12 protein-coding genes are annotated in these 13,493 nt (G+C 44.0%); 6 read left to right on the top strand and 6 right to left on the bottom strand.

Annotated elements, in window-relative coordinates; genetic code table 11:
• Window positions 1-56 precede the first annotated feature (56 nt).
• The 6 genes from R5268_RS02605 to R5268_RS02580 are packed head-to-tail and all read left to right on the top strand — an operon-like array spanning window position 57 to window position 6,407.
• The gene (locus tag R5268_RS02605) at window positions 57-599 is read left to right on the top strand and encodes a fimbrial protein (protein WP_182104927.1); all 543 of its coding nucleotides are present in this window, start codon (window positions 57-59) and stop codon (window positions 597-599) included.
• 52 nt (window positions 600-651) lie between these two features.
• Window positions 652-1,332, top strand: a complete 681-nt coding sequence (locus tag R5268_RS02600) for a fimbria/pilus periplasmic chaperone (protein WP_218455306.1) — start codon at window positions 652-654, stop codon at window positions 1,330-1,332.
• 34 nt (window positions 1,333-1,366) lie between these two features.
• The gene (locus R5268_RS02595) at window positions 1,367-4,000 is read left to right on the top strand and encodes a fimbrial biogenesis usher protein (RefSeq protein ID WP_410795816.1); all 2,634 of its coding nucleotides are present in this window, start codon (window positions 1,367-1,369) and stop codon (window positions 3,998-4,000) included.
• Window positions 4,001-4,028: 28 nt separating this feature from the next.
• Window positions 4,029-5,027, top strand: coding sequence for a fimbrial protein (locus R5268_RS02590; protein ID WP_107678279.1), 999 nt, complete (start codon window positions 4,029-4,031; stop codon window positions 5,025-5,027).
• A gap of 17 nt (window positions 5,028-5,044) precedes the next feature.
• Window positions 5,045-5,605 carry a fimbrial protein gene (locus R5268_RS02585; RefSeq protein ID WP_230059144.1) on the top strand — a complete coding sequence of 187 codons (561 nt, stop codon included), beginning with the start codon at window positions 5,045-5,047 and terminating at the stop codon, window positions 5,603-5,605.
• A gap of 25 nt (window positions 5,606-5,630) precedes the next feature.
• A complete protein-coding gene (locus tag R5268_RS02580) occupies window positions 5,631-6,407 on the top strand; it encodes an outer membrane protein (RefSeq protein WP_317418734.1) in 777 nt (258 codons plus the stop codon).
• Between the two features lie 59 nt (window positions 6,408-6,466).
• Here the strand turns inward: R5268_RS02580 and sfmF are convergent, their stop codons facing one another.
• From sfmF to R5268_RS02550, 6 genes are all read right to left on the bottom strand, one after another.
• The gene (gene sfmF / locus R5268_RS02575; protein ID WP_218455309.1) at window positions 6,467-7,000 is read right to left on the bottom strand and encodes a fimbria assembly protein; all 534 of its coding nucleotides are present in this window, start codon (window positions 6,998-7,000) and stop codon (window positions 6,467-6,469) included.
• Between the two features lie 11 nt (window positions 7,001-7,011).
• The gene (locus R5268_RS02570; protein WP_317418735.1) at window positions 7,012-8,013 is read right to left on the bottom strand and encodes a fimbrial protein; all 1,002 of its coding nucleotides are present in this window, start codon (window positions 8,011-8,013) and stop codon (window positions 7,012-7,014) included.
• Between the two features lie 7 nt (window positions 8,014-8,020).
• Window positions 8,021-10,609 carry an outer membrane usher protein FimD gene (gene fimD / locus R5268_RS02565; protein ID WP_317418736.1) on the bottom strand — a complete coding sequence of 863 codons (2,589 nt, stop codon included), beginning with the start codon at window positions 10,607-10,609 and terminating at the stop codon, window positions 8,021-8,023.
• A gap of 43 nt (window positions 10,610-10,652) precedes the next feature.
• Window positions 10,653-11,300, bottom strand: a complete 648-nt coding sequence (locus R5268_RS02560; protein WP_317418783.1) for a fimbria/pilus periplasmic chaperone — start codon at window positions 11,298-11,300, stop codon at window positions 10,653-10,655.
• Window positions 11,301-11,554: 254 nt separating this feature from the next.
• Window positions 11,555-12,103, bottom strand: a complete 549-nt coding sequence (fimA, locus tag R5268_RS02555; RefSeq protein ID WP_107678285.1) for a type 1 fimbrial major subunit FimA — start codon at window positions 12,101-12,103, stop codon at window positions 11,555-11,557.
• A gap of 146 nt (window positions 12,104-12,249) precedes the next feature.
• On the bottom strand, window positions 12,250-12,486 hold the full coding sequence (locus R5268_RS02550; RefSeq protein WP_052926134.1) for a helix-turn-helix domain-containing protein: 237 nt from the start codon (window positions 12,484-12,486) through the stop codon (window positions 12,250-12,252).
• Window positions 12,487-13,493 lie beyond the last annotated feature (1,007 nt).

Below are 13,493 nucleotides of genomic sequence, written 5' to 3'. Positions count from 1 at the left end.
CGCGTTATCAGTGGCCCGGGTGACCGGGTCACTGTTTGCCGATTGGAGTGAGATAAATGCATAAATTAATCAGCACGGTATTTTTATTGTGCGGTTTTTCTGCCGGTGCTTATGCCGGAAATAATACCCATACCATTATTGACGGGGGAATGGTGCATTTAAGAGGCGGGTTAGTGGAAGCCGGATGTACCCTTTCAACAAACAGCGAAAATGATGTTATTGATATGGGTGAATTCAGAACCAATCAGTTTAAGGGGACCGGCAGTTATTCAGGAAATATTCCGTTTAAATTGATAATAACTAATTGCAGCACTGCGGTAAGCAGCAAAGTGGGGCTTTCTGTCTTTGGTTATATTAATGAACAAGATCCGCAAATAATTAAACTTGAAAATAGTGATGAAACGGCCAAAGGTGTGGGGATAGCTATTCTGGATAGTGACGGCGATATTATCATTCCTGATAATATACCATCAAAATGGATCAACTTTCACGAAGGTGAAAATACATTACATTTTAATGCCAGATACAGAGCAACGGATATGCAGGTAACCGGCGGAAAAGCCAATGCATCAGTATGGTTTCATTTAACATATAAATAATAATTAAATACTCTCTGCGGGGATTTAAATAATGTACAGGTCAGCATTCAATATGAGAAAAATATTATTTTCTTTTATCATCGCATTACTTTTTCCGGCGGTGGCATCGGCAGGCGGAATTGCACTGGGTGCAACCCGGATTATTTATCCGATGGAGGCAAAACAGGTGTCTCTGGCCGTCACGAATACCGATGAGAAAAACCGGTTTTTGATTCAGTCCTGGATAGATGATGCCTCTGATCAAAAAACAAAGGAATTTACGGTTACACCCCCTTTATTTGTCAGTAAACCAAAAAGTGAAAATACGATAAAAATTATTAATACAGGTGCAAATTTACCCAAAGACAGAGAGAGTTTATTCTGGCTGAACAGTAAAGCGATCCCGTCCGTCGACCGTGAACAGATAGCAGACAAAAACGTACTTCAGATAGCCGTTCTGGCCAGGATTAAAATGTTTGTCCGCCCGGAAGGTCTGCCGGTAAAGGTGGGGGATGCATATAAAATGCTTAAGTTTAATAAGGTCAGCGGGGGTATAAATGTCACTAACCCGTCACCCTATTATCTGACGGTGGTAAATATGAAAATGGCTGATCAAAAGATAGAGAGCTTTATGATCGCACCGTTCGCTGAAAAAATAATTAATACAGAAAAACCGGTTGCCGGCGGGATATCGTATCAGACCATTAATGACTATGGTGCTAATACACCGGTAATCAGCGTTAATTCATATTAATCATTATTATCTTATTTTATACGGAGCGCATTTTATGCAGAAGTTAACTCTGCTGAAAGGATTGCCATGCTTTAAATTTAACAAGATAATGTTAATGCTTTCATGTGCAATGATAACAGGCAATATAGCCATTATTAAAAGCAGCTATGCCGGTGAGTTTTTTAACCCTGCATTCTTGTCTGATAATGGTAATGAGGTTGCTGATCTGAGCCGTTTTGATAAAGGTCTGGGACAGGCCGCGGGTGAATACCGGGTTGAGGTTTTTCTCAACGGTGAGTATGTGGCAACGCAGGATATCTTATTTGTCAGTACTGAAAAAGACGGAAAAATAAAACCGGGCGGTGATGATACCGGCTTAATACCCTGTTTAACCACTGACTGGTTCAAAAAATACAATATTGATATCAGTAATGCCATATTACTGAATGACCGTTGTGTGGATTTTCAATCAACATATGATAAATCACAGGCCCGTTTTGATTTTGAAGATCAGAAACTGTATATAGAAATCCCGCAGGCGTCGTTTATTAATAATATCCGGGGATATATTCCGCCGTCAGAATGGCAGGACGGTATTAATGCTCTGTTACTGAACTATGGTTTTACCGGCAGCCACAGTAAAGATACAAAAAATGATGAGAGATATAATAACTATTTTTTAAATCTGGACAGCGGCGTTAACCTTGGCTCCTGGCAACTGAGAAACGCCAGTACCTGGAATTACACATCTGACCGGCGCACAGATAACAGTCAGTGGAATAATATCCGTACTTATGTGCAGAAAGCAATCATTCCGCTGAAAAGCCAGCTGACAATCGGTGACAGCTTTACGGAAAATGATATTTTCGACAGTGTGGGTTTCAGAGGGGTAAAACTGGCGTCTGACGATAATATGCTGCCGGACAGTATGCGGGGTTTTGCGCCGACAGTCAGAGGTGTTGCCAACAGTAATGCACAGGTTACTATCCGTCAGAATGGCTATGTTATATATCAGTCATATGTTTCACCCGGCGCGTTTGAAATAAAAGATCTGTATGCAACGTCCAGCAGCGGTAATTTAGATGTCACGGTTAAAGAAAATAACGGCACAATCACGCAGTTTACCGTGCCGTATTCTGCTGTACCGATGTTACAGCGTGAAGGCCGGACAAAATATGAAGTAACTGCCGGGGAATTCCGTTCCGGTTCATCAATGCAAAACAGTCCGGATTTCTGGCAGGGAACGATCAGCCACGGTTTATCCGAAGGTGTGACCGTTTATGGCGGAACACAGTTATCTGATAATTACCGGGCTTTCTCTGCGGGTGCCGGGAAAAACCTGGGGGAATGGGGGGCAATTTCAGCGGATATTACCCAGGCAAACAGCCGGTTACCGAATGGTGAGCATAAACAGGGACAGTCCGTCCGCTTTTTATATGCCAAATCGCTGAACGAATTGGGAACAAACTTTCAGCTGATGGGGTACCGTTATTCTACCAAAGGTTATTATACATTAAGTGAAACCAGCTACAGGCAGATGAGCGGATATAATATCAGAACCCAGGATGGTGCTGAATATAAAGATGCTGAGATTATTGATTATCATAATCTCTATTATACCAAACAGGGGCAGTATCAGGTTAATATCAGTCAGCAGTTTGACGGTTACGGATCAGTTTATATTACCGGCAGCCACCAGACATACTGGGGAACAAATGAAACGGATCAGTCACTTCAGTTTGGTTATAACGGTAACTGGGAAGATATAACCTATGGTGTTAACTGGTCACAAAATAAATCTGCCGGGTTATCGGATAAAGATAAACGGATAGCATTTAATGTTTCAGTGCCATTAAGCCGCTGGTTTGGCAGCGGGGATGCTGCAGATATTACCGGTTCCCGGAATAATGTCTATTCCACCTATACGCTGACAAGAGATGATAATAACAAAGTCTCTCAGCAGCTGGGTATTTCAGGCACATTACTTGAGGACAATAATCTTAATTATAACATTCAGCAGGGATATGCGAATAAAGGTGAGAGCGCATCCGGCAGTGCGTCTGTAAATTATCAGGGCGGCTATGGTGAGGCGGGAGCCGGTTATAACTACGGAAAGAACTGGCAGCAGGTGACTTATACCGTTCGTGGTGGTGTTCTGGCACATCAGAATGGTATTACCTTAAGTCAGCCGCTCGGACAGACCAATATATTAGTTGAAGCACCGGGTGTTAAGGATACGTCTGTTGAAAATGAAACCGGTGTTTTCACCGACTGGCGCGGCTATGCCGTTATTCCGAATGCCACCGCTTACCGGAATAACCGTGTTGCACTGGATATCACCACATTGCCGGATAATGCAGAACTGGATAATGCTGTTGATTATGTGGTTCCGGTTCAGGGCGCTATTGTGAAAGCGAATTTCAAATCCCGTATTGGTCTGAAAGCCATGGTGACGTTGTTGCAGAAAAACGGAAAAGCTGTGCCGTTCGGGGCGATTGTTACTGATGAGTATACCGGTAAAGCCAATATTGTCGGTGACGATGGTGTCGCATTTATGTCAGGTCTGCCGGAAACAGGAAAACTGAATATTGTCTGGGGAAATGGTGCAGATTCACAATGTACGGCTGAATATCGTTTAGCGGCCGGAAGTAATACCCCGATCAGCAATATCAGTGCCCGCTGTTTATAACATTAATCTGGTAAAGTGAGTTTTAATTATGCGTAAAATAATGTTATCAGGTTTACTTCTGTTTTGTGCAAACAGCTATGCGGTAACCTGTACTTCAGGATGTAATGATGTCTATCTTAAAATAGAACAAAATCTGGCATCAGGTGACAATAATGCCGGTGCTCAGATAAACAGTAATGCCATAACCACACCGGCATTAGGAATGAAAGCAATGCATAATGGTAATATTATGCAATGGGCTAAATTTAATGGTGATCCGATTCCGGTACCTCCGTTTTATTCCGCCAACTGGCAGTTTAAAAAGGTGGATGATTATATTTCGGTAGCATTATCCCGTGACAGTCCCTGTATCGGTAATACCGGTACAATTTATGTACCGTTTAATGCCAGAGCCTATGGTCCGGGTTGTGTCCCTATAGTTCAGCAGACTGGCGAGACGATGTCACTCAATCCCCGTGACTGGCAGAGCAGGCTTCGCATAGACAGAAAAATTGTCAGTGGTACCTATTCAAAAAATATCCTGATTGGCCAGTTTGGCTTTTGTCAGCCGGATAACTGTGCCTCGGCACAGGTAGTACAGAATGTCTATTTATCGCTGAATATTACCGTTCCGCAGACATGCTCAATTAATGCCGGACAAACCGTAATGGTGGATTTTGGTAATGTGTCAACCGGCGCATTTAAAGCGGCGGGTGCAAGGGCTCAGGGTGTAAATCCGAAAGAAAGTACCTTATCGGTGACCTGCGATAATATTGCTGCCGGAACAAACCTGAATATGCGTTTGCAGGCTAATAACGTCGCCGGAAATATTGTGATTTCCAACAACAGTGATGTCGGGTTTATTGTTACTGACAGCAGTGATAAAGAACTGACACCAAATAATCTGTCGAGTTTTATTCCCTTTTATCTTGACGGAAATACACGGGCGAATGCACGTATCCGGGTGTATCCGGCCAGTGTTACAGGTGTCAGACCTGATGAAGGCCCGGTAACATCACAGGCTTATTTGCGGATTGATTTCCCGTAATTCTCCGGAGGATACTGATGATGAAAAGTACAAATAATAATTTTTCCGGAGCCGGGCGCAGAAAAGGAATTCTCGCTGTTTTACTGGCGGCCATATTCAGTCCTGCCGCTGTTTCGGATATCGGCAGTATTAACTTAATTATGAAAGCCAATCTGGTTTCCAATGCCTGCACCATTACGCCGGGCACAATGAATCAGACAGTTGACCTGGGAACGTGGGCAGTAAAGCAATTTCAGGAAACGCCGCGGGGCGTGCCGCCAAAGCGGTTTACGATAAACCTGATTGATTGCGGGCCTTTGGCAGCAGGGGTAAAAGTGACATTTTCAGGTACGGCGGATTCTGTAAATAATACGCTGTTTAAACTTGATGCCGGCAGTACAGCCACAAATCTCGGGATTTCTATTCTTGACAGAAATAAGAATACTGTAAAACCCAATACAGAAACCATTGTGTATCCGCTTTATCCGGATGCAACAAATATTCCGCTGGAATTTTATGCGCAATATGTTGCCACCGGTAACCCGGTCGGTGCAGGCACTGCAAATTCTCAGGCAACCTTTACGCTGGAATATCTCTGATATTTAATTTTCAGGAATAATATAAATGATAAAGAGTAAATTACTGACAGGCGGTCTGCTGGTTCTGGCTTCCGCACACGCATTTTCCGCATCACAGCCGGGTTTTTATATTTCAGCCAAAGCCGGGGCCGGGTTATTAAAAACAACGGATAATTCATTACAGGGTTCCGGTATGACGGCGGGGGCTCTGTCCTATAATATTGAAAAAGAAAATCTGAAAAATATAACGGAGACGGTTTTTTCTCCGGGGATCGCGGCAGGGTATCAGTTCACCGGTGATACTTATCAGCCTGTCCGTGTTGAACTCGCATTTCAGCATTACGGGAAGCAGGATGATAATATGTCTTTTTCACCGTCTGTTTCCGGCTACTGGCATAATCAGAAAAATAATACCTTTCCGCTGCCGTCAGAGTCTTCGCTGTATATGAAAACGAAAGCGGATACGCTGATGGTGAATGTGTATTATGACATTCCGGTCAATAATGAGATCAGTGCTTATCTGATGGCCGGTGCCGGTGCGGCATTTATCCGCAATGAGGTTTCCTGGGATACTAATGTGGCAGGGCAGGCACTCAGTGCCGGGGCATCAAAAAGTGTGACTAATCTGGCCTGGTCTGCGGGGGCGGGAATTTCGTGGAATATTAATGACAATATTTCACTGGATACCGGTTATTCATATACGGATGCAGGATCGGCGGAAAACAGAATTACGGCACATAACGGTCTTAATACCGCAACAGGGTATACCAATACAGATGTGAAATTACATTTGTTGTACGCCGGTATCCGGTATCATTTTTAATCCGTTGTCCGTCTCTGCGGTTGTTTTGCAGAGACGGAACCCCGGGGAATATATTCTGATTAGTCGTAGGTAATCATAAAAGTGGCATCCGCATCGGCAATACCGGGTGTCGGGCGGTCAGCGGTGGCGATATAATTGGCATAAAATTGCGCCTGACCGTTACCGTTAATATCCATGGCGATTTTCGGACTTTTGGTCTCCATGGGAAGCCGCTTTTTCTGACTGTCGAGGATTTCCACCGCCACAGATCCCGCCGCACTTGCACCTTCATTTATGGCCAGCAATGAGCTGTCCGTTTTATCTTTCTTACCGCTGAAAACAAAAGTGACAGCAGAAGAGGGCGGGCAGTTCTGCAACTGAAAACTGAACGGCATTGATTGTGTTTTATCTCCGGCGGCACGGAAATTCTTCAGTGCCCAGCGCCCCAGCTCAACTTTTTTATTTGCCTGAGAGACTTCAACCCCGCAGCTGTAAGCCACAATTTCACCGGACAGCTCAATATTCACCCGGCCAAGTTCATAGGCAGCGGCGGAATGGATCAGCAGCCAGCCGGACAGCAGGGGAAACAGAGCCTGTGTTATTCTTTTTTTCATTGCCGTGCCTGTTATTCGTAGTCTACGCGTAAATATCCGCGGGATTGGAAAACACCTTCTTTCGGTTTATTTCCTGTCACACTGACAGGCCAGGCGGTAATTGCGGTACGGGCCGATCCGGCGCCATCGAGTTGGAACGGAATAACACTGCCGATATTATTCGGCGTTAATGCGTTGCCGTCTTTATCACCAACCATAAAACCGACATCCGGGTTATCAGAGACAATCATATTGCCGCTGACTTTTTCGGCTTCGATACGCAGTGTCAGATAAGCTTTGGCTTCTACGTTGGTACACTGTATTGCGATATTTTCGAGTTTTTTATTCACCGTGGCAGGTTTATTACCGGCGCCGGCCTGGCTGAATAACTGTGAGCCGATTTTACCGAAGTTAATGACCACAATATCATTAACGCCGACTTTGCATTGCTGCGGCACATTAATCACGCCGCTGTAGCTGATGGTATAAACCGGTGTGCTTAACGGGTCGTTATTCGCCGTGGTGACATATACGGTAAACAGCGTCTTTTTCGGGATCACCACCTGGTCAACAAAACGCCGGGTAACTTTCAGACGGAACGTAAAATTACTGTCCATGATGCCGAACGGCTTGCCCTTGGTAACGTTAGGGTGTGTTCCCATCAGAACATAGTCCTGAGGCGGATAAAAAGTACCGGCGGAGCTGTCAATAATACTCATCGCTCCGCGCAGGTAATCATTCAGCTGGAGGTATTTATAAGCTCCTTCCGTCTCCACTACCGGCATATTGGCGACATAGCTTCGCATTGTCCGGTTATTACCGGAGTGAACAGGGCAGATCCCTTCAACCCGTTCACTGAAGTTTTTGGTTAATACTTTTACCTGACCCACCTGGTTATTGGCGGACGTAAAGCTGTCCGTCAGATCATAATACACTTCACTGATCCCGCCGGAGGCATTACTGCACACCACTGCCAGCGCCGGAAGAGGTAAAAATGCCATTAATAACGGGATTGCATATCTCTTTTTCATCATTAACTCTCTATTTACATTCAAGCGCGGTCCGCAGTAACGGTCCTTTGATTTCCTGACGGGTAAAATCGTAGCCGGTTGTACACTGGTCACCCGGCTGATTTCCCCATTGCACCAGTAATTTTCCGGTCAGCGGCAGGCCGGTTAAATACACCCGCCCGTCATCATCAGCGATACTGCTGATCTGCGAGCCGGTTTCCTGCACCATACTGCCGAAGCGGATCGGTTTACCGTTGTGTGTCAGGGTGAGCAGCGCCCGGATACCGATACTGGTATCAAACGTGGCGCGGGCGACCGCACCGCTGATCGGCACTACGTTCTGTACGTTATTTTTTATTTCCGTATTGTCATTAAATGAGTCCGGATTCAGTGCGATACGGTTGTTCCGGTAGGCGGAGGCATAAGGAATAATGGCGTAACCGCGCCAGTCCGTTTTCACACCGGTATAGTTTTCCACCGCCACACCGGCGGCACCCGGTGCTTTGACCAGCACGGTGGTGTCATTGATTGACTGGCCGAATGTCAATCCGTTTTCATGCAGCAGCACCGCCCCGGAAGCCCGGTAGTTCAGCTGATTCTGATCCGGGTCGTAGTTATAACTGATCCCGAAATCACCGTAAGTCCCCTGATAATCCAGCCCAGCGGAGCCGTTATAGCCCTGCTGGCTGACATGCCCCTGGGATACGGAATAGCTCAGGTTTCTGTCTTCCAGCAATGTGCCGTTCACACCCACGCGGTAAGCATCCCGGCCGCCGGAGTTACTGGTGGCGGAGAACGTGGCATACGCGTTATTAAAGGCATCATTACTGCGCGCGTTACGCGATGAGAATGATGAGAACGGCACGGACACATTCACCGACAGCATGTTATCGCGCTCTTTGAGTTCCAGAGCCTTGGTGGTGCTCAGGGAAACGGAATAGTTTATCCCGTTCCGGCTGTTGGAATACCCGGCCTGATACCATTCATCCTTACCGCTGCGGTTCCAGTAAGACTGCTGGTTGCCGGATAAATAGAGCGAACCGTACTGATCAAATGACTGCGAAATATTGACCTGGAAACGCCCTTTTTTGTTATAGAGCAGATTGTGATAATTAATAATGATCGGTTTGCTGCTATCACCATCTTCGCCGTCCGGGGCATATTCATACCCGGACATCTGCTTGTAGGCGACATCATTTAAGGTATAGAAGCCTTTGGTGGAATAACGGTAACCTAATAACTGGAACGTGGTTCCGGTGGTGTTCAGGGATTTCGCATACAGGAAACGGAATGACTGCCCGCTGTGGTTTGAGCCGTCCGCCAGTTCACTGTTTGCATGGGTGATATCGAAGGAGAACGCACCAAAACGGCCGATATTCTGGCCGACACCCACCAGTACAGATTTATATTTGTCCGCCAGCTGAGTCCCGGTATAAACAGAGATATCCCGCGTCAGACCGGCGAGCAGCGTCGCCTGGACAAACTTTGGTTTATCCTGGTTGCTGTTACCGCTGCGGAATTCCCCGGCCATCACATCATATTTCACGCGGCCCTCACGCTGGAGTACCGGCAGTGTGGAGTAGGGCACAACATACTGCTGCTGAGTGCTGTCTTTCTCCTCGATGGTAACCTGTAAGTCACCACTGGAAGTGGCCGGGTTTAAGTCATTAATGACAAACGGGCCCGGCGGGACATACACCTGATAAATGACATAGCCGTTCTGGCGGATAACCACTTTGGCATCGGTTTTCGCCATACCGCGTACGGTCGGGGCATAACCCTGCTGGCTGTCCGGATACATATTATCGACAGAAAACAGCCGCACACCACGGAACCCGGCAGAGTCAAACACGCTGCCGTCCGAGTTGCCGTCACCGATAACCAGCTGACTTTTCAGGGCAATGATCGGCCGCTGAACATAGTTCATCAGGCTGCGCCACTGGCTGTTGCTGGAATTTTTACTTTTGTTGTAATTCCAGGAGCTGGACTGACGGAACTGCCATGCACCGAGGTTAAACCCTGAGTTCATGCTCACGTAGTAGCTGCTGGTATTATCCGAGTTATTATTCCCTGACGCGAAATAGTTCATAAACAGCGCCGGGATACCGGATTCCCATCTGTCCGGCGGAATATAACCGCGGGCCTGCCCGGAAAGGCTGGCCTGCGGGAAGCTGAGCATCAGCCGCTGTTTCTGAAAATCAAAGTGATATTCGGAACCGGGAATTTTTTCGGTAAACGGGAAGCACTGTTTATCCTGCGCGGTTAATTCTTCAGGCCGGGCGATATTCACCCCGAAACCCATAATAGTTTCCGCACTGAAGCAGGGGAATAAATAAGGCTCACCCTCTTTATTTTTCAGTTCGGTAAAGGTGATTTCAGAAGAGGAGACAAAATCATTATTAACGGACAGTTCAACCAGGTAATTACCGGGCGGCTGATAACCGCCCGATTCAAAGCGGGATAAATCAGAGACATCCGCATCAGACAGGTCGTCGGTTAAAAACGCGGCGTTAAAGGAAGGTTTCGCACCGGCGGTTCCCGCAGGCAAAAAACACGTCACGGCCGCAAGTACAGCAAAATAAACCGGCGTATGTGTGAAAACCTTTTTGATGTTACTCATTTCACCCTGTTCCCTGCATGACAACAATAAAATAATGAATGCCTTAATTCAGATTCACTTCGCGCTGTTTGCGCAGTCCGCCGTAATCATTAATTGTCTGATAGGTCAGTTTACGGCCGCTTTTACCGGCAATCTGATGGGTGCTGAATGGTGCAACCATGACATTATCAAGCGGACGCCCGTCTAAAATGAGATTGACGAAAGTGGTGTAATACGGTGTCGGGTTATCAATCGTAATCGCGCCGTTTTTCTGCGTGATGATAATTTTTTCGGCCGCATCTTCTGTCTGGATCGGTAAATTCACCGGTCTGACAAATAATTTAATCCGCGAAAGGATCGCCAGCTGGAGAACGTTTTTTCCTTCCAGCGAGTTTTTATCCACAGACGGAATGGCTTTTACGTTCAGCCAGAAAATGGATTCTCTGTCTTTCGGTAAATCCTGAGCCAGGTTAACAATCCGCAGAATATTTTCGCTGGCAGGCTCCATTACAAATAACGGTGGCGTGATAACAAAATCTTTCTCTTTGCCATTTTCGTTATCAACCCATGAGTTGATAAGAAAACGTTCTTTCGGGCTGTGGTTAATCACAGACAGTGAGGTTTGTTTGGCATCCTGAGGATAAATAATCCGGGTGGCACCCAGAGCTATTCCTGAGTTTTGATTTGATGCTGAATAAGCAAACCCTGACATCAGTGTGAAAAACAATATCAATGCACTATTTTTAAAATAATCAGAAATCACAAAAGTACCTCTTAATATTCTCTGTCAGAAATAACGCATAGAGTATGGTATTTCATTTTCCGTGGTGGCTTATAATACAGGTAGTGATATATAAAACTTTCTCTGCTCCCTGTTACAGGCACAATCCATCGTCAGAATTAAGAGAAAATAATTCTGTGCAGAGAAAGTTTTTATTTATTTAATTAATTACGTTCAGTAATTGATTATTCGTATTTAACAACGAAAGTGGCATCAGCATTTGCCTGACCCGGCGTGGTTGCACCTTTGGCAACATAACGGGCAGAGAAATCTAATACGTTAGTACCTTCATTCAGTGTTTTGGCTGCTGAGAATTTGCTGCCGTTTGGTGACAAAATCGCAGAGGTGCTGTCAGAAATCTGAATACCGACGTTCTCTGCAGCCGGTGCGTTTGTACCTGAATTTACAGCTAATAAGGTTGCATCACCATCCATGCTCTGACCGGCGAAAGCAACAGCTGCAGTTGCGGATACAGCCGGGTCACAGTCAACCAGTTTGATTTTGAACGGAACCGGAGTTGTCATGTCGCCTGAAGCGGCTAATTTAGCCGTACGGTACTGACCTAATTCCACAGTCTGATTACTGCTTTCGGTGCTGACTGCACATGCTGCGTTAACCAGTTCCCCGGTAAAATGAACATTACCACCGTTTACAATAACCGGATCTGCAGCAGAAGCAGCAGCGGAGAATAATAAAGCGGATACAACAGATGCACCAATGATATTTAATTTCATAATACTGAATTCCTAAAAAATAAACGCCATCTTCAAATTTTACTATCTTAAAAAAATAGTAAACCACTACATCTGAAGAATGTAATCTTCAGATACAATTTAAGTGTTGTGTGTATCAGAAATGAAAAAATGAAAAAATAATAAAATTAATATATGTAATCCCGGTTTTTATCCAGATCACCGAATAGCTTTACAAAAGGAACTTCCAGAACCTGTGAAATAGTAAACAGCATATCAAGCGGAATGTTGCATTCCCCGCGCTCATAGCGCGAAACTTGTTGCTGACTTAATTTTAATTTATCACCTAATTCTGAACCGGATAATCCCTGTTCTTTTCTGCGTGCTCTGATTTGTTCTCCAACAATTTTATTTATATTCATCATGAGTCGTACTCAAAAATTACCGGGTTTCTTATGGGAATAATATGCAAGGTATTCTGAATAACTAATCAGATAATACAGACACAGATTCTGTCGTTATAAAATATGACAGAAAGGTGTGGTTGCATTTCGCGATTAAGTATTAGCGCTTACAGATTTTAAGTAAAGTTAGTTATAACGATCAAAGGTCGATTATTGAAAGGCAAAGACTATCAATAACGATTTTTTGATCGTTGTAATCTTTTTAAAATATTAACAATTTTTATGATATTTAAAAACATATATCTTTATTTTGGGGGTGGTTTTTAATCCATTGATAATTAAAGATATTAAATCTATCTTTCACTTTTACTTGTTTAATAAGTATAAGTTACCATGTTGTATTCTTTAATACTATCTATTTATCATTAAATTATATTTAACATGTTGATACTTAATGATTAAAAAATCAATTCAATATTTAATCAAAAATGTCTCATTGTAAAAAAATAACGCAAACCATGATGAATTAAAATTAATAAACTAATATATTGTAAATATATAGATTTAAATTCTATTTTAATGGTTGGTGTTTTAACAAAAATGAAGTGTTTACATAAAAAATGAGTTGTAATGGTTAAAACTATAGGTTTGTGTATGTTTGTAAACATAAAATAAACACAATAAAAACATGTATTTCATAATGTAAAATTAAAAAAATCATTATATTTCATTGTGTTATAATGATTTAAATGCGAAGAACCTGAAATATTACAAATTATTACTACAATATGCCTGTTCACAAGTTTAAAGTGTAAATGCAAATTAACACACATTATGAGTAAATTCAGGCTGAATAGTAATTTATCCGATAAAAAAAATACAATGTATCGCTATAGATAAAAATATCATGTTAATCATGGTGTTGTCTGGCGTGATACAATGGCAGTAAAGGTTATTATCGGCTGTTATCCGGAGGACTTTAGTTTTTTCGGTGGTTACGTTATAAAAACAGGCTCTGATGAGAGCCA

The sequence above is a fragment of the Morganella sp. BCCO 40_0007 genome (assembly GCF_032989665.1).
Lineage (GTDB): Bacteria > Pseudomonadota > Gammaproteobacteria > Enterobacterales > Enterobacteriaceae > Morganella > Morganella sibonii.
This window is presented reverse-complemented; position numbering and strand designations above follow the sequence as displayed.

Coding starts and splice junctions, on each gene's coding strand:
- R5268_RS02595 (WP_410795816.1), top strand. CDS start 1,367: ATGCAGAAGTTAACTCTGCTGAAAGGATTGCCATGCTTTAAATTTAAC.
- R5268_RS02600 (WP_218455306.1), top strand. CDS start 652: ATGAGAAAAATATTATTTTCTTTTATCATCGCATTACTTTTTCCGGCG.
- fimA (WP_107678285.1), bottom strand. CDS start 12,103: ATGAAATTAAATATCATTGGTGCATCTGTTGTATCCGCTTTATTATTC.
- R5268_RS02585 (WP_230059144.1), top strand. CDS start 5,045: ATGATGAAAAGTACAAATAATAATTTTTCCGGAGCCGGGCGCAGAAAA.
- R5268_RS02570 (WP_317418735.1), bottom strand. CDS start 8,013: ATGATGAAAAAGAGATATGCAATCCCGTTATTAATGGCATTTTTACCT.
- R5268_RS02605 (WP_182104927.1), top strand. CDS start 57: ATGCATAAATTAATCAGCACGGTATTTTTATTGTGCGGTTTTTCTGCC.
- fimD (WP_317418736.1), bottom strand. CDS start 10,609: ATGAGTAACATCAAAAAGGTTTTCACACATACGCCGGTTTATTTTGCT.
- R5268_RS02560 (WP_317418783.1), bottom strand. CDS start 11,300: ATGTCAGGGTTTGCTTATTCAGCATCAAATCAAAACTCAGGAATAGCT.
- R5268_RS02550 (WP_052926134.1), bottom strand. CDS start 12,486: ATGATGAATATAAATAAAATTGTTGGAGAACAAATCAGAGCACGCAGA.
- R5268_RS02590 (WP_107678279.1), top strand. CDS start 4,029: ATGCGTAAAATAATGTTATCAGGTTTACTTCTGTTTTGTGCAAACAGC.
- sfmF (WP_218455309.1), bottom strand. CDS start 7,000: ATGAAAAAAAGAATAACACAGGCTCTGTTTCCCCTGCTGTCCGGCTGG.
- R5268_RS02580 (WP_317418734.1), top strand. CDS start 5,631: ATGATAAAGAGTAAATTACTGACAGGCGGTCTGCTGGTTCTGGCTTCC.